Below are 16,463 nucleotides of genomic sequence, written 5' to 3'. Positions count from 1 at the left end.
GGAAATTGACCATTGATAGATTTGACCGTCAATTCGAACTGGTTTTCGCCCATGCTCGCCGTTCTATCCTGCATCGCCGTCGATCACGACCCGGTTTCACTGGTCGCAGCAGTCCTTATCTGTGTGCTGGGATCGCTGCTCACAATGCGCCTTTTCAGCCGCGTTCGCAGCACACGGGGTCCGGCGCGTGCGAGCTGGATTGCCCTTACGTCCATCATCGGCGGTTCATCCATCTGGACGACGCATTTCGTTGCCATGATGGGCTACGAAGCAGACGCTCTCGCAGGCTATGAGCCGACCGCGACGCTGCTTTCGCTGGTGCTCGCCATCGTGATCACGGGCATGGGTCTCTTCATTGCCGCAGTGACCACGCGCAGCCTCCTCATTGAAGCCGGTGGAGCGATCGTCGGTGCTGGCATTGCATCGATGCATTATGTCGGCATGTCTGGCTATCAGGTTCAGGCGGATCTGCATTGGAACATGAACTACGTCTGGGCCTCTCTGGTGGCAGCCGGACTGTTCGGAGCCCTTGCCACCAATCGCGTGGCCCGGCCGGTCACGCGATTCTGCCGTTATGGCGGTGGCGTCGCACTCGTGCTGGCAATTGCGTCGACGCACTTCATCGGCATGACAGCATTGACCGTCGAGCCGAATTTTGGTGCTTCGTTGCCGGTAAACATGCTGCCCGAAAGCGTGATGACGGTCGTGCTGATCTTCGTCACGCTGCTGATCCTGGCGATCGGTGCGATGACCTATGTCATCGACCGCCAATCGAACCGCTCGGCGGTCGAGCGCTATCGCCAGCTGTCGCTGCATGACGCGCTCACTGGCCTGCCGAACCGCATGGCGTTCCTGGAGCGTCTCGGGGACCTCATGGACCGGCCGGCTGCGCGCAATGATCGCATCTACATCTTCTCCTTCGATCTCGACCGTTTCAAGGAGATCAATGACGTGCACGGCCATGCGGCAGGTGACCACGTGTTGCGTGTGGTTGCCGAGCGCATGTCGGCCAGCCTGAAACCGGGTGAATTCGTGGCCCGCATCGGCGGAGATGAATTCATTGCGGTCAGTCCCCGGTTGTTCACCGCAGGCGCTGCCGAGTCCTTTGCACGGAGCATCATCTCCGAACTGGTGTCGCCGATCCAATGGAAGGGACTGACACTCTCCGTCGGGACAAGCATCGGGGTTACGGCCTTTCCTGATGGCGCCGAGGACATCGACGACCTCATGGCGCAGGCGGATATTGCCATGTATCGCGCAAAGTCTGCCGGCTCGAACAATGTCTGCTTCTACGACAAGTCCATGGACCAGGCCGCTCGCGAGCGGAGCGCGCTCGCGATGGACATGCGGGCCGGCTTCCTGCGCAACGAGTTTCAGCTCTATTTCCAGAAGCAGAACGACACGCAGACCGGCGAGGTGGTCGGTTTCGAGGTTCTGTTGCGCTGGTTTCATCCCACACGGGGCATGGTTCCGCCATCCGAATTCATTCCGATTGCGGAGCGGACAGGATTCATCGGCGAGCTCGGTGACTGGGTGCTGCGTCAGGCCTGCCTGGAATCCGTGCAGTGGCGCAATCCGCTCAAGATCGCCGTGAATGTCGCGCCCAAGCAGTTGGCCAATTCAGCGCTGCCTGAGCGGGTGCGCGAAATTCTCGATGAGTCGGGTCTCGATCCGGCGCGCCTCGAACTGGAGATCACCGAGTCCGGCATCATTGATGACCAGCAGCATGCACTGCACATTATCCGACAGTTGAAGGCGATTGGCGTGAACATCGCCATGGATGACTACGGCACGGGATATTCGTCGCTTTCGACGCTGCAGCTTTTCCCCTTCGACAAGATCAAGATCGACAGGGGCTTCATCGACAGCGTCGTGGAGAACCGCCAGTCGGCCGCGATCGTCCGCTCGACGCTCATTCTGGCCCAGAGCCTCGACATTCCCGTGCTGGCCGAAGGCGTCGAGAATGCGGCGCATCTGCGCTTCCTCCAGGAGGAGGGGTGTCAGCAGGTTCAGGGCTTCCTCTATGGCAAACCGCAGCCGCTCTCGGAACTGCAGGATATCGTCAATCCCGCGCAGCCCTCGGTGCCGAGCGGGGAAGAAGTTCTCAAGCCCGGCAGCGCTGCCGATATGGCGGCCTGAGCGTTCGAAATAAACGTGTTTTGAAGGTGTCGCAGATTTGCGCCATTCCGGGCGACAAAATGTTGCCTGATCATTTGCCGGTTATATGAGCGATTGCCTCTGGAGCAGGAAGGCGCATACTGCAGCCTGTGCTTTGGGAGGAGCAGATGCGTCAGGATCTCAGACATTCCGAACTCGTGTATTCGACGGCGCAGAAGGCATCCGCCGCTGTGACCTCGCCGGTTGCTGCCTCGTGGAGCCGTTGCCTCAACCTTTACCACCTGCAACCCGAAGAGGCGCGCAAGCCGGTGCTGGTCGACGAGGCGATGTATCGCGAAGCGCGCGAGCGCATGGAACGGCTGATCGGTAGCTCCGCCGACGAGGTGGACCGGCTCTATCAGCTGGTCGGAAAATCCGGCTGTTGCATCATTCTCGCCGATCAGAACGGCATCGTGGTCGACCGGCGTGGTGCGCCCGGTGACGACGTCGAGTTCCAGGCGCTGGGGCTGTGGCAGCAGACGCTATGGAGCGAGGCGAGTGTCGGGACAAACGGGATCGGCACGGCGCTGGCCGACGAGCGCGCCGTCGTTATCCACCGTGACCAGCATTTCATGAGCGCAAATATCGAGCTCTCCTGTGCGACGGCACCGATCCGCGACCATCTCGGCCGGCTGACGGCAGCACTCGATGTTTCCACCTGCCGCAACGATGTCTCCGACATGACGCTCGCCGTGCTTTCCCAGGCTGTGCGCGATGCCGCAGCCCGGGTCGAAAGCAATCTCTTCCGCCAGGCATTTGCCGGCGCGCGCATCGTCATTGTGCCCCAGGCGAACTCCTTGTCCGCATTGATTGCGGTCGATGGGGACGACCTGATCCTCGGCGCGACCAAGGCGGCGCGTCTTGCCCTGAAGCTCGATGACGGGCTGATCGCGCAGGGGCTTCCGGCTGCCGATGCGCTGCGCGAGACACGCGGGGAGGTGAGTAGCGATCTCGACGATGCCGAGCGGGCTGCATTGCGACGCGTGCTTTCGCGGACTAATGGCAATGTCTCACAAGCAGCCCAGATGCTCGGCATCAGCCGCGCGACCCTGCACCGGAAGATGAAGCGCTTCCAGCTGCACTGACCTGCCGATATGTGTCGCATTCCTGAAACACTGTGCGCTGCAGCACTGTTTCGCGCCACTATCTACTGACCCGGAACGCAGCAATCATCCTGCCATCGGGACCCGAGGAGGGGTCCTTTCACAGGGAGGATGACAGATGAACATTCAGGTCCAGACCATTGCGGCTTCGCCGTTCAAGCTGAAATACGGCAACTTCATCGGCGGCGAGTTCCGTGAGCCGGTCAATGGTCGCTACTTCGAGAACACCACGCCGGTGACCGGCGGCAAGCTCTGCGATATCGCCCGCTCCGATGAGCATGACATCAATCTGGCGCTCGATGCGGCCCATGCCGCCAAGGACAAATGGGGTCGGACGTCCTCGACCGAACGCTCCAACATCCTGATGAAGATCGCCCAGCGGATGGAGGACAATCTCGAACTGCTCGCCCGCGCCGAGACCTGGGACAATGGCAAGCCGTTGCGCGAGACCATGGCGGCCGACATTCCGCTCGCCATCGACCACTTCCGCTATTTCGCTTCCTGCATTCGCGCCCAAGAAGGCACGATCGGCGAGGTCGACCACGACACGATCGCCTATCACTTCCATGAGCCGCTCGGCGTCGTTGGCCAGATCATTCCCTGGAACTTCCCGATCCTGATGGCAGCCTGGAAGATGGCGCCGGCACTGGCGGCCGGAAACTGCGTCGTGCTGAAGCCGGCCGAACAGACCCCGGCTTCGATCCTCGTCTGGATTGAACTGGTCGGCGATCTCCTGCCGCCGGGCGTGCTCAACATCGTCAATGGTTTTGGCCTCGAAGCCGGCAAGCCGCTCGCCACCAGCCCGCGCATCGCCAAGATCGCCTTCACCGGCGAGACCTCGACCGGTCGCCTCATCATGCAATACGCATCGCAGAATCTGATCCCGGTGACGCTGGAACTGGGCGGCAAGTCGCCGAACATCTTCTTCGAGGATGTCATGCGCGAGGACGATGACTATCTCGACAAGGCGCTCGAAGGCTTTGCGATGTTTGCGCTCAACCAGGGCGAGGTGTGCACCTGCCCGAGCCGCGCGCTGGTGCATGAAAAGATCTATGACCGCTTCATGGAGAAGGCGCTGAAGCGCGTGGCCGCGATCCGCCAAGGCGATCCGCTCGACATGTCAACGATGATCGGCGCGCAGGCATCCTCCGAGCAGCTGGAAAAGATCCTGTCCTATATGGATATCGGTCGCCAGGAGGGCGCCGAAGTGCTGATCGGCGGCGAGCGCAACAATCTCTCGGGCGAACTGGCCGGCGGCTACTACGTCAAGCCGACGGTGTTCAAGGGCCATAACAAGATGCGCGTCTTCCAGGAGGAGATCTTCGGGCCTGTCGTGTCGGTCACGACCTTCAAGGACGAGGCGGAAGCGCTCGAAATCGCCAACGACACGCTTTATGGCCTGGGGGCCGGCGTGTGGAGCCGCGATGCGAATACCTGCTACAACTTCGGCCGCAACATCCAGGCCGGTCGCGTGTGGACCAATTGCTATCATGCCTATCCGGCCCATGCGGCCTTCGGCGGCTACAAGCAGTCGGGCATCGGTCGCGAGACACACAAGATGATGCTCGACCATTACCAGCAGACCAAGAACATGCTTGTGTCCTACAGCCCGAAGGCACTCGGGTTTTTCTGAGGCCCTCCCCAGGGGCGGTGTCCGCCAATGCCGCCCCGATACCCCCTCTTCCTGCTCTCGACCAGGAGGAGGGGTTCTTTCGTTCTGACAACAGGAGGAGGGCAGATCATGACCAATGGAGACCAGCCGCGCGTCGCCGCAACCGACGCCGCACTCGCGTTTCTCGCCGAAATCAAACAGGATCACCCCGAGATCCTCTTCCACCAGTCCGGTGGATGTTGCGACGGGTCTTCGCCGATGTGTTATCCGGTGAGCGACTACCGGGTCGGCGAAACGGATGTGAAGCTCGGCGAGATCGGCGGAGTGCCGTTCTATATCAGCGGCAGTCAGTATGCGGTCTGGGCGCATACGCAGTTGATCATCGACGTGGTGCCGGGGCGAGGGGGCATGTTCTCGCTCGACAATGGCCGTGAGCGGCGTTTTCTGACGCGCTCTCGGCTGTTTGACGGTGGCGAGGTGTGCCCGCTGCCGGAGATGGCCCGTTCTTCCGGCACCACTTGATCAGCGCAGGCCGACGGCCTCGCAGGCGGCATCGATGACCGCAAGCTTGACGGCCTGCGTGGCGAGATATTCCTGGAGGAAGTCGCGGGAAATCCACATGATCGAGCGACCGCGATTGCCTTCCCAGCCGACACTGCCGATGGCTTCTGCTTCGCGCAGCTTGCGCGTCAGATGCGTGCGGGAGAGCCGGAAGTTTTCCGCAAGTTCCGGCACGGAGCGCACCTGTGTGGGCACGCGTTCGATCGCCGGATCGACCGGATCGATCCCGACCATCAGCCAGTCCATGACGATGCCGCCATTGTTCAGCCAGGTGAACAGCGACCAGGTCTGAGGCGGTGTGCGGATTTCCTGCGAGACCATGGCGCGGCGGGTGATCTCCGGATGCAGCCGGGCAAGGATCGTTTCGTCCGCCTCGAAGGCATCCAGCCTGTTGCCGCCGTCCAGGCGGTCAAGACTGGTCAGATGAATGAAGACCCATCGTCGGGTGGCCGCGATCGTGATCGGTGCCGGCACGAAGGGACGGTTGCGGCGGTCGGGCGCCTGGCCGTGCTGGGCAATGCCGTAGACAAGCATCTCCTTGATGAAGGCGTCTGCGGTGTTGACCGATGATATGTCCAGCGTCTTCACCTGCTCCAGGTAGCGGGCCATGAGAATGACGGGTTCCGGATTGCCGCGGGCGACCTCCTGGAAATAGTGGCTCATCGCCAGATGACCCAGCAGCCAACGTTGTTGGGTGCCGAACACGGCGGCAAGCCGTGGGCTTTCCTCATTGACGCGCAGCAGAGCCCTGGACTGGTCCTGGACCGTTTCGTGCAGATCTGGATTGGCCAGAAGTTGTTCAACCGAGAGTGACATCAACTCACGCGCAAAAGCCGGGGTGCCGGGTCCGAAAGGAAGTATTGCGGGCGAAGCTGTATGCAAAGCAAAGACCGCGTGCAAGTGGCTGTGACACCGCTCACATCGCTTTGTCGGTCTTAATCTTAACTGTTAAGGATCGGTCTCAGTCGAACAAACTGGAGACCGACTCTTCCTGGCTCGTGCGGTTGATTGCTTCGCCGAGCAGCGTTGCCGTCGAGAGCACGCGAATGTTGTGCGCCGACTGGACGGCCGTTGTCGGTTGGATCGAGTCGGTGATCACGAGTTCGCGCAGCTTGGAGGAGGCAACGCGGGTCACGGCACCACCGGAGAGCACGCCGTGGGTGATATAGGCCGTCACGCTGGTCGCACCGTTCTTCAACAGCGCCTCGGCTGCATTGCAAAGCGTGCCGCCGGAATCGACGATGTCGTCGATCAGGATGCAGTCCTTGCCGGCCACTTCGCCGATGACGTTCATGACTTCGGATTCACCCGGGCGGTCGCGACGCTTGTCGACGATTGCGAGCAGACAGTCGAGACGCTTGGCAAGTGAACGGGCACGCACCACGCCGCCGACGTCAGGCGAAACGACCATGACGTTGTTGGTGTCGTACTTTTCCTTGATGTCGCGCGCCAGGAGCGGCACGGCATAAAGGTTGTCCGTCGGAATGTCGAAGAAGCCCTGGATCTGACCGGCATGCAGGTCGAGCGTTAGAACGCGGTCTGCACCAGCCTCGGTGATCAGGTTTGCGACCAGCTTTGCCGAGATCGGCGTGCGCGGACCAGGTTTGCGGTCCTGACGTGCATAGCCGAAATAAGGAAGAACGGCCGTGATGCGGCGTGCCGAGGATCGACGGAAGGCGTCGATCATGATCAGCAGTTCCATCAAGTGGTCGTTCGTCGGGAAGGACGTCGATTGAACGACAAAGACGTCTTCGCCGCGAACGTTTTCCTGGATCTCTACGAAGATTTCCTGGTCTGCGAAACGGCGGACGCTGGCCTTGCCGAGTGGTACGTTGAGATAGGAGCAGATCGTTTCGGCCAGTTGCCGGTTCGAATTACCTGCGAAAACCTTCATCTTGGCCCGCCTGTTACCATGCTGAGATGCGGGCTTTTTAGCGCCGTTCCCCCTGAATGCAAGAGGTTTGGACGGCAAGGCCCATATTTTCGGTTGATGCGCCAAAAGGGGCGCATGATTTGCGGTTTTACAGAGCGGATGTCGCTTGGGCGTCAACCCGCGCGAGTGTTCCGCCATGATACATATTCGGCCATGCTTTTGGTCGCGATCTGCTGCATGACCGAGGCCGGCACGCCGGCCCAGGGGTCCTGCGCACCCGATGGCACGACCTCCTGGCCCTGGATCCGGTGCAGCCGTCCGCCGCTGCCATCGAGGACATCCCAGACATAGGTGATCGTGACATTCCCGCCATCGGAGAAGGCGGAGAAGTAGCCTTTGAGGATGTGCTCGCTCGAAGCGTCGCTGGCACTCTTGATCGTCAGGCCACGGGCGCGCGCCTCTGCGCCGAGCTGGCGAGAGAGCGGCGTGACGGCCTGGACCGGGGCGCCGATGATCGGCAGGAAGCGGATGCTGCCGGTCGATTGGGCCGCAGGCGGCAGGGCCGCCTGCTGAGACTGCGTGGCTTGCGGGGCGGGCTGCGCGGGTTGCGACGCCTGGAGGGTGGTGGCCTGCTGTTGTTGCGGGGCGCTGGGGAAAGTCTGATTGCCTGCGCCATCAAGCGGTGCGGAGGCTGCCGGATTGCGGCCGCCCTGTGCCAGGGCCGCGGCCTGGGCCTCCAGCGAATTCTGCGGGCCGCGTACTGGCTCTGTATAGACGCCGGGCTGGCCGAGCGGTGCACTTTGAACCGGCTGAGTGCCGCCTGCCGGGGCTGCAAGCTCCTGGGAATAGGTCTGCGGCAGACTGCCATTGCCGACATTCTCCGGGGGCGTCAGCACATCCGTGCTGTTGCAGCCCGAGATCAGCGCCAGCAAGCCGAGGATGCCGGCCAGCTTCGTGGTCATCCTGCGAGAACATCTCACCACGGCGGGTCCTTCCGCTTCGATCCTGTCACAATTAATGTGACTAGCATGATCAGGCTGTCAATTCCCTGAACAGACAGGCAAAACCGTGCCACCCCTCGACAAAGGCGTCCGACGAGCTTTCGTCAGACGCTGATCAGATCGAGCGGATGGCGCGAAAGAGCGCGCGGGCCCGTTTCCGTCGTCAGGTAGGTGTGTCCGATGGTCATCGCCGCTTCCTTGTCACTGTCCATGATGATCATGTGCACGAAGACGGTCATGTCGGCTGCGATCTCCAGCGGGTTGCCCGCATGGAACATCTGGTGCTCCATCCAGGACGGCGCGAAACGCGCGCCGACCGAATAGCCGCAGGCATTGAAGCGATGCCGGGTGAGGCCGCGGTCGTCCATGACCTTGGCATGGGCGTCGAAGACCTCGCCGAAGGTGTGGCCGGGGCGCAGCACCTGCTCGATCGCCCGCATACCCTCGATCGCTGCCGTATAGAGTTCGCGGTGACGGGAGGTAACGTCGCCGATCAGGACGGTGCGCAGCATGGGAGCGTGATAATGGGAGGCGACACCGGCCCATTCGAGCGTCACCTGGTCGTTGGCAGAGAGCTTTCGGCGGCCCGACTTGTAGCGGCAGAGAAGCGCGTCGGCGGCCGATCCGATGACGAAGGGATTGGCTGGATAGTCGCCGCCGCCGGCGAGCACCGCCGACTGCATGGCAGCCAGAATCTCCGCTTCGTCTGCACCGGGTCCGATGAGGGGCAGGGCGGCGTCGAACGCAAGGTCGGCCAATTCGGCAGCCTCGGTCACCTTGGCGATCTCGGCTGGAGACTTCACCAGGCGGAGATTGCTGACGAGGTAAGAGGCATCCACGGCTTCACAAAAATTGGTGAGCTGGTTGTCGACGAGACGCGCGACGCGACCGGTCATGCCATGGGTGTCGTATTCGACGCCGACGCGCATGCCGAGAAGATCGAGATCGCTCAGCAGGTTGCGCAGATCGACAGCCGGATCGGCATTCATCCGGTCGACCCAGACGACAATGTTCTCGATCGTCGAGGTCTGCTTGGCCTGACGCAAATCGGGGGTCCGGGTGAGCAGCGTCAGGCTTCCATCTGCCTTGACGACGAGGGTCTGGAAAAAGCAGTAGCCAAAGGTGTCGTAGCCGGTCAGCCAATACATGCTTTCCTGGGCGAAGAGCAGCAGGGCGTCGAGCTTTTCTTCGGCCATACGGGCCATCAGGCGGGTGCGACGAGCGGAGAACTCGCTTTCCGTAAAATGCAAGGCCATCTTATTCCTCCATAATCGCAATCGCGGATATCTGCCGCCCATAGTCGGGTTCGCACGCATGGGTCGTCCGGCGATAGGAGAAGAACGTTTCAGGGGCCGCATAGGTGCAATGGCCGGTGCTGTCGGCGATGACGCCAGCTTGGCTTAGGCGCATGATGGTGAGACCTGGAAGGTCGAACATGGCATGGTCAGGTTTCGACGAGGGGGTGAAGAAGACCTCGAATTGGGGATTGGTGGCGAGGAAACGGTCGACGAATTCCGGACCGACCTCGTAATTTCTCTGGGAAATAGAAGGTCCTAGGGTCGCCCGTATGGCCTCGCGCCGAGCGCCAAGCGCGATCATGGCGTCAACGGTGTTTTCGAGAACGCCACCCAATGCGCCCTTCCACCCGGCATGCGCCGCACCGATGACCCGATTTTCTGGGTCGGCGAAGAGGATCGGACCGCAATCGGCGGTCAGGACGCCAAGCACCACGCCAGGGCTCGCTGTGACCTGTGCATCAGCCTCTGGCCGGCTGCCGTCATAATCGGCGCCGACCACCACGACGTCGGGCGAATGGATCTGATGGGCGGTGGCAAGCCGTTCGGGCGGCAGGCCGAACCAGGCGCTGACCCGGCGGCGGTTCTCGCGCACCTTGTCAGGCTCATCGTTCGAACCGAGACCGACATTGAGGCCGCGATAGATGCCTTCCGAGACGCCGCCGTCGCGGGTGAAAAAGCCGTGGCGGATGCCGGCTGCAGTCGTGGCGTCGAGGCTCTCTGCTAGGATGGGGCGTGGCTGGTCGGCTGTGCTCATGATTTGTCTCCTGAGCCTTGGCAAATCACGCGTATGCTATGCGGATACTGCGAAACGATTGGATTCAATCGGCTTTCTTCAAGTTCGAGCCGTCTGGAACGGGCGCGATCGTGCAGATCGCATCCCGTCCTGTCAATGCTTGGACTTGAATGGCAACAAGTGGACGACAGGCATCGACACCGCCATGACCTTAAACAGCTCGCCCATGTAGCCATTGCCGGCGCCGGCAAGCCGATGCACGGCCTCTACGATTTCGGCTTGCGTCTTCTCGTCCTTGTCACGGCCAAGCGAGGCTGCGCGCTGCTCGATGCCGAGGCCTACGAGAAAGTCGCCCTGATGCATGCAGCCGTTCAGATGCACGCCGGCGGCAAGGGCAGTGCGGGCGAGATTTTCGAAGTCGACATGGCTCGTGAGATCGGCCAATCCCGGATGGGCAAGCGGCGGATCGTACTCATGGGCGCGCACCGCCTGGAGGGTGTCGCCGAAATTGGTGACCATGTGGCCATAGTCGATGATCAGCGCGGTGCCGTGGCTTTGCTTCAGACGTTCGCAGATCGTCAGCATCACCGACTGACGGGCAGGGGCCACTTCGAAGATTTCGCCATCGGCAGCCGTATCGGCGCCCTGCGGCAGCATAGACGGGTCGAGCGTTGCGACGCCGAGCGTGAAGCACAGCTCGTCATTGTCGTCGATACCGACCATGCGTTCGCGAAAACCCTCTGCGGTCTTGACGAACTGGCGGATCGGGATCGCATCGAAGAGTTCGTTGGCTGCGAGCAGGGTAAACCCTTCAGGCACGCCGTCGAAGCTTTCGTGCCAGGAGACCTTGTCGCCGTGGCTGGAGAGCGTTTCCATCTGGGTGAGTTTCAGGAGTGCGCTTGTTTCGACGAGGTGGACGGTCGCCGTTTCGTAGAGCTCGGGTGCCGCACGGGATATCACCCTCAGCATGTCGGCCATCATCGTGCCGCGGCCAGGGCCGATTTCGACGAGGCGCACGTCGCGCGGTTCGCCGTGGCGCTGCCAGGTGTTGATCATGAAGATGCCGAGCATTTCGCCGAAGAGCTGGCTAATCTCGGGTGCCGTGACGAAATCGCCGGCACGGCCGAACGGATGGCGGGTGCGATAGTAGCCGTGTTCGGGGTCGGCGAGGCAGAGGGCGAAATAGTCCGTGATGCTGATCGGACCATTGGCAGAGATCAGCGACTTGATCTTTTCGGCGAGCGGTGTGGCCATCTTGGCTCCTCAGCCTTGGGTCGCGGTGGTCTGACGCCCCGACCGCACGAAAATCCAGATCCCGATCACGACCATCGGTAGCGACAGCACCATGCCCATGGTCAGCCAGCCGCCATAGAGATAGCCGAGCTGCACGTCGGGCTCGCGGAAGAATTCGACGAAGATACGGGCCGACGCGTAGCCGGCAACGAATATGCCGGTGATGCGACCGGGGGCGCGCAGGGCGCCGAATGCGCGGGCGAGGATCTGCAGCAGGATGAGCAGGACCAGACCTTCGAGCGCTGCTTCATAAAGCTGGCTCGGATGGCGGGGGAAGGGGCCTCCGGTTGGAAAGGCCATCGCCCACGGCACATCGGCGGGCCGGCCCCAAAGTTCGCCGTTGATGAAGTTTGCGATGCGCCCGAACAGCAGGCCGAGCGGCACGACGCTGGCGACCAGGTCGAAGAGGCTCCACAGGCGGATCTGATGTTTCCGGGCGAAGTAGACCATGGCGAGCGTCGCGCCGATGAAGCCGCCATGGAAGGACATGCCGCCGTTCCAGACTTCGATAGCGCGCATCGGATTGGCGGCAACCGAGGCGAAGTCATAGAAGAAGATGTAGCCCAGACGACCGCCGGCAACGACGCCGATCGCGACCCACAGGATGAAGTCGTCGATCTGTTGTAAGCTGGCGGGTGCCTGGCCGTTCGGCCACAGATGCGGGCGCTTCAGGAGATCGCGGGCGATCAACCAGCCGAGGAGGATGCCGGCAACATAGGCGAGGCCATACCAATGGACCGACAGCGGGCCGATCGAGAAAGCGACCGGGTCGATCGCGGGAAAGGATACGGCGGCGAAAAGATCCAGGACTGACAACAATGGAGTACTTTCGTTAATGCTGCTGGAAAATGGCGTTGCGAATTGGCACGGTCAAGATGGAATCGCGGCGGCTGCGACACCGTCAACCACCTTTATCTGTCCTTCGCGTCTTGCGTGCCGGGCTGTCTGGTCCTACCTCATCTGCAGGTACCGATTTTCCAGTCCGCAGTCTGCTTCAGAGGAGTTTTCCATGTCGACCGGCCCCAACCGTATTCTCGATGATTTCGCTAAGTTGATGACGGACGCCGCGGGCGCTGCCCAAGGCGTTCGAAAAGAGGTGGAAACGGCGTTTCACGCTCAGGCGGAGCGCTGGCTGAACAGCATGGATCTGGTCAAGCGTGAAGAGTTCGATGTGGTGCGCGAGATGGCGCTGAAGGCGCGCGAAGAGAACGATGCGCTACAGAAGCGTATCGAGGCTCTCGAGGCCCAGCTCTCCACCCAGCCTAAGTAACGGCTGCTCCGTTTCGAAACAGCTTCGCGAGACGCCGCAAGGCTTAGCAAGACCCATTGCCTGTGGCTTTGGGTCTTTTTGTATTTTCAGCACCTTGACGGGTGTCGCTCGGGCCGGAACCCACGAAAAAATTGCAGCTTGTGGACAGCTTCGAAAAAGCCAATCGGCAGAGTCGCTTATGGGGTGATGCAAAGGCGATTCTGAAAGCGCCATCCACAGGTCACACAGTCAAATATGGCGAAGGGGGCTGGTGCTGGCCCCTGACGATTATACACTGATTTTCAACGATGATTCTGAGCGGGGGCCGCGTAAGTTTCGGACAGGGTGCGTGTTCTACCCTGGGGTCCTTCGGAATCGTTTTCAGTAGTTTCCGGTTCAGGTGTCCGAGTGGCCCGGCGGTTCGCCGGGTGCCCGTATTCATTCCGGTCAAGAAGGTGATGCATGAGCCTCATGGAAATCGAAGTCGAACGCCAATCCAACCCGGTCGACATGATCGAGTTTGTCGCGGCGACCAATGACTGGTCGTTCGAGCGTTCGGGCGAAGACGAAATCGCAATGACTGTCGAGGGGCGCTGGGCCGATTACCATGTCTCCTTCTCCTGGATGGAGGAGTTCGAGGCGCTGCATCTGGCTTCCGCCTTCGATCTGAAGATCCCTGAAAACCGCCTGAACGAAGTCATCAAGCTTCTGTCCTACGTCAACGGGCAGGTGCTGATGGGCCATTTCGACCTGTGGCGGAACGAAGACGTTGTGATCTTCCGCCAGTCTCTTCTGCTTGCCGGTGGTGCCGAGCCGACCAATCGCCAGGTCGAGGTGCTTCTCTCCTCCGCTGTCGATGCCTGTGAAGCCTATTACCAGGCCTTTCAGTTCGTCGTCTGGTCCGGCATGGACGCCAAGAGCGCCATGGATGCCGTCCTGTTCGAGACGGTCGGAGAAGCCTGAGTATGACGGATGCCGCATTTGGACAGATCGTCCTCGTCGGAGCCGGCAACATGGGCGGCGCGATGCTGGCTGGCTGGCTGAAGAGCGGTGTGCCGGGCAGCGCCGTCACGGTGCTCGATCCGGGTCCCTCCGACAAGATGATGGCGGCGATCAACGATGCCGGTGCCCAGCACTTTGTCACGCCGCCCGTGGGTCTGCAGGCTGATATTCTCTTTCTCGCCCTGAAGCCGCAGGTCATGGACGCGGTCCTGCCGGGCCTCACGTCTGTTGTCGGGCCGAAGACGACGGTGGTTTCCGTCGCCGCCGGCAAGACCATCGCCTCGATGGAAGGCCATCTCGGTAAGGCGGCCATGGTGCGCGCCATGCCAAATACGCCTGCTATGGTCGGCCGTGGCGTCACTGGTGCCTTTGCCAATGCTGCCGTCTCCGAAGAGCAGCGCGACGTCGTTCATCGTCTTCTTCAGGTGTCCGGCCCGGTCGAATGGGTCTCGAGCGAAGCCGACATCAATGCCGTGACCGCCCTGTCTGGTAGCGGACCGGCCTATGTCTTTTACCTCGTCGAATGCATGGCAGAGGCAGGCCGGAAAGCGGGCCTGCCGGCGGACCTCGCCATGCGTCTCGCACGAGAAACGGTCGCGGGGGCTGGTGAATTGTTGCACCAGTCCCCCGACCCGGCTGCCCAGTTGCGAAAGAATGTCACCTCCCCGGGCGGCACTACCGCGGCGGCTCTTTCGGTGCTGATGGCTGAGGACGGCATGCAGCCGCTGTTCGATCAGGCGATCGAGGCGGCGCGCAAGCGGGCCGAGGAACTCGCCCAGTGAGCGGCTCCGAGATCACGTTTGCCGATTTCGAGAAGGTCGACATCCGTGTCGGCACGATCGTCGAGGTCGAAAACTTCCCGGAAGCGCGCAAGCCGGCCTTCAAGCTGAAGATCGATTTCGGTCCCGAGATCGGTATCAAGAAGTCTTCGGCGCAGATCACCGTGCATTACACGCCGGAGATGCTGCTGGGACGCCAGGTGCTTGGCGTCGTCAACTTTCCGCCTCGCCAGATCGGGCCGTTTCGCTCGGAGGTTCTGACGCTCGGATTCGAGGACGAGAATGGCGCCATCGTGCTGGCGGCCGTCGAGCAGCCTGTACCGAACGGCAAGAAGATGATGTGACCAGGGGCCCTCGGGCCCCTTTTTACTGGCCGAAATGACCTCAGACCGGAACGCGGATGATGGCGCGCAGGCCGCCGAGCGGGCTGTCCTCGAGCGTCACGTTGCCGCCGTGGCTGCGGGCGATGTCGCGGGCGATTGCAAGACCGAGCCCGGTCCCGGAAGCATCCAGGTTTCGTGCTTCATCGAGCCGATAGAAGGGTTTGAAGACATCGTCGCGCGATTCCTTGGGAATGCCCGGGCCGTCGTCGTCGAAAACGATGATCAGCCATTTCGCCGTGTGGCGGGCGTCGATGTCGAGCCTGTGTGCGTAGCGTCGCGCATTGGAGGCGAGGTTGGTCACCAGGCGCGAGAAGGCATTGGGGCGCACATGGACCAGAGGCTCGCCCTCCAGCGTCCAGGAGAAAGCGCGGTTGTGCAGGCTGAAGTCGGCGGCGACGCGTTCGAAGAGGTCGCCAAGATCGAGTGTTCCGACATCTTCCTCGACCTCTCCCTTGGCGAAATCGAGATAGCCTTCGAGCATGCTCTGCATGTCGTCGATATCCTGATTGAGACTGTCGATTTCCGGTCCGTCACCGGCGAGCGCCAGCTGCAGGCGAAAGCGCGTCAGGATGGTGCGCAGGTCATGGCTGACGCCCGCCAGCATGGCGGTGCGCTGTTCCATTTGCCGTTCGATACGCTCTCGCATCAGGATGAAGGCAAGGCCGGCGCGGCGCACTTCGTCGGCACCACGCGGCGAGAAGTCTTCCGGCGGACGTTGCCCCTTGCCAAAGCTTTCGGCGGCATTGGCCAAGGCGAGGATCGGGCGGATCTGGCCGCGCAGGAAGAGGATGGAAATGGCGATCAGCACGAGCGCGGTCGAAACCATCCAGACCAGGAAGATATGGGTGTTGGAAGCATAGGCGGAATTGCGCGGGGCGAAGATCCGCAAGGTCCTGCCGTCGATGACGATGCGGATCTCGACGAGGCGCGAGGTTCCGACCGTGTCGATCCAGAAGGGGCGGCGGATCTGCTCGGCGATCTCGTCGGACAGGATCTGGTCGAGGATCGAGAAAAATGGCCGCGGTCGCGGGGAGGGCAGTTCGGTGCCCGGTTCGATCGAGACCATCAGGTTCAACTTGCTGGCGGCAACATCGGCGATCGTGGAGAAGTCCTCGTCGCCTGGATAGCGCTGCAGAAGTTCGATGACAGCTGCGATGTCTCGTGTCACGGCTTCCGAAAGCCGCTCGGTGACGAGCTGCCAGTGACGTTCCATGAAGACGAAGGCGACGACCGTCTGCAGGATCAGCATCGGCAGGATGATGATCAGCAGGGATCGGGCGTAGATGCCAGTCGGCAGCCTGTGACGCAGCCAGCGGAAAGAGCCCTTCAGGCCGGTCGCCGGGTTGCGGTCGCGATCCCGGCGGATCTGATCGAACAGCGTCATCTGCTACACTTCCTCGACGCATCGCGCGCCGTTGC

General features: G+C 61.7%; 16 protein-coding genes. 8 read left to right on the top strand and 8 right to left on the bottom strand.

The window, feature by feature from the left end; all coding sequences use genetic code 11:
* The first annotated feature begins 51 nt into the window (after positions 1-51).
* From ACQKP1_RS13590 to ACQKP1_RS13575, 4 genes are all read left to right on the top strand, one after another.
* Entirely contained in the window at positions 52-2,139 is a 2,088-nt protein-coding gene (locus tag ACQKP1_RS13590) for a putative bifunctional diguanylate cyclase/phosphodiesterase (protein WP_427276453.1), read from the top strand.
* A gap of 146 nt (positions 2,140-2,285) precedes the next feature.
* Positions 2,286-3,242, top strand: a complete 957-nt coding sequence (locus ACQKP1_RS13585) for a helix-turn-helix domain-containing protein (protein WP_427275645.1) — start codon at positions 2,286-2,288, stop codon at positions 3,240-3,242.
* 136 nt (positions 3,243-3,378) lie between these two features.
* Complete coding sequence (gene adh / locus ACQKP1_RS13580; protein ID WP_076394631.1) at positions 3,379-4,893, top strand: aldehyde dehydrogenase; 1,515 nt, start codon at positions 3,379-3,381, stop codon at positions 4,891-4,893.
* A gap of 108 nt (positions 4,894-5,001) precedes the next feature.
* The gene (locus tag ACQKP1_RS13575; protein ID WP_203016910.1) at positions 5,002-5,394 is read left to right on the top strand and encodes a DUF779 domain-containing protein; all 393 of its coding nucleotides are present in this window, start codon (positions 5,002-5,004) and stop codon (positions 5,392-5,394) included.
* On the opposite strand, the gene ACQKP1_RS13570 is transcribed toward ACQKP1_RS13575, so the two are convergent.
* The 7 genes from ACQKP1_RS13570 to lgt form a co-directional block, all read right to left on the bottom strand.
* Positions 5,395-6,249: a hypothetical protein gene (locus ACQKP1_RS13570; RefSeq protein WP_427275644.1), complete on the bottom strand. Its 855-nt coding sequence runs from the start codon at positions 6,247-6,249 to the stop codon at positions 5,395-5,397. It abuts the gene before it with no gap.
* Between the two features lie 145 nt (positions 6,250-6,394).
* On the bottom strand, positions 6,395-7,327 hold the full coding sequence (locus ACQKP1_RS13565) for a ribose-phosphate pyrophosphokinase (RefSeq protein WP_006725592.1): 933 nt from the start codon (positions 7,325-7,327) through the stop codon (positions 6,395-6,397).
* Between the two features lie 152 nt (positions 7,328-7,479).
* Complete coding sequence (locus tag ACQKP1_RS13560) at positions 7,480-8,268, bottom strand: hypothetical protein (protein ID WP_203016908.1); 789 nt, start codon at positions 8,266-8,268, stop codon at positions 7,480-7,482.
* 143 nt (positions 8,269-8,411) lie between these two features.
* On the bottom strand, positions 8,412-9,563 hold the full coding sequence (locus tag ACQKP1_RS13555; RefSeq protein WP_427275643.1) for a M24 family metallopeptidase: 1,152 nt from the start codon (positions 9,561-9,563) through the stop codon (positions 8,412-8,414).
* Between the two features lies 1 nt (position 9,564).
* Positions 9,565-10,359: a peptidoglycan editing factor PgeF gene (gene pgeF / locus ACQKP1_RS13550; RefSeq protein ID WP_427275642.1), complete on the bottom strand. Its 795-nt coding sequence runs from the start codon at positions 10,357-10,359 to the stop codon at positions 9,565-9,567.
* Positions 10,360-10,491: 132 nt separating this feature from the next.
* Entirely contained in the window at positions 10,492-11,592 is a 1,101-nt protein-coding gene (locus ACQKP1_RS13545; RefSeq protein WP_427275641.1) for a class I SAM-dependent methyltransferase, read from the bottom strand.
* A gap of 9 nt (positions 11,593-11,601) precedes the next feature.
* Positions 11,602-12,450: a prolipoprotein diacylglyceryl transferase gene (gene lgt, locus ACQKP1_RS13540; RefSeq protein ID WP_427275640.1), complete on the bottom strand. Its 849-nt coding sequence runs from the start codon at positions 12,448-12,450 to the stop codon at positions 11,602-11,604.
* Positions 12,451-12,640: 190 nt separating this feature from the next.
* On the opposite strand from lgt, the gene ACQKP1_RS13535 reads away from it, so the two are divergent.
* The 4 genes from ACQKP1_RS13535 to ACQKP1_RS13520 all read left to right on the top strand — a co-directional run bounded on the left by ACQKP1_RS13535 (position 12,641) and on the right by ACQKP1_RS13520 (position 15,005).
* Positions 12,641-12,901 (top strand): accessory factor UbiK family protein, encoded by a 261-nt coding sequence (locus tag ACQKP1_RS13535; protein ID WP_076394649.1) that lies wholly within the window; start codon positions 12,641-12,643, stop codon positions 12,899-12,901.
* A 441-nt stretch (positions 12,902-13,342) separates the two neighbouring features.
* Positions 13,343-13,843: a YbjN domain-containing protein gene (locus ACQKP1_RS13530; RefSeq protein ID WP_006725585.1), complete on the top strand. Its 501-nt coding sequence runs from the start codon at positions 13,343-13,345 to the stop codon at positions 13,841-13,843.
* A gap of 2 nt (positions 13,844-13,845) precedes the next feature.
* Positions 13,846-14,664 carry a pyrroline-5-carboxylate reductase gene (proC, locus tag ACQKP1_RS13525; protein WP_427275639.1) on the top strand — a complete coding sequence of 273 codons (819 nt, stop codon included), beginning with the start codon at positions 13,846-13,848 and terminating at the stop codon, positions 14,662-14,664.
* A complete protein-coding gene (locus ACQKP1_RS13520; protein ID WP_427275638.1) occupies positions 14,661-15,005 on the top strand; it encodes a tRNA-binding protein in 345 nt (114 codons plus the stop codon). Before proC ends, ACQKP1_RS13520 begins: the two co-directional genes overlap by 4 nt.
* Positions 15,006-15,045: 40 nt before the next feature.
* Here the strand turns inward: ACQKP1_RS13520 and ACQKP1_RS13515 are convergent, their stop codons facing one another.
* Complete coding sequence (locus tag ACQKP1_RS13515) at positions 15,046-16,428, bottom strand: ATP-binding protein (RefSeq protein WP_427275637.1); 1,383 nt, start codon at positions 16,426-16,428, stop codon at positions 15,046-15,048.
* Between the last annotated feature and the right edge of the window lie 35 nt (positions 16,429-16,463).

Origin of the sequence: Allorhizobium sp. NPDC080224, assembly GCF_050281005.1 — a bacterium.
In the GTDB taxonomy this organism is placed as follows: domain Bacteria; phylum Pseudomonadota; class Alphaproteobacteria; order Rhizobiales; family Rhizobiaceae; genus Allorhizobium.
The sequence above is the reverse complement of the archived record's forward strand: the minus strand, read 5'-3'. Positions and strand labels throughout refer to the sequence as shown.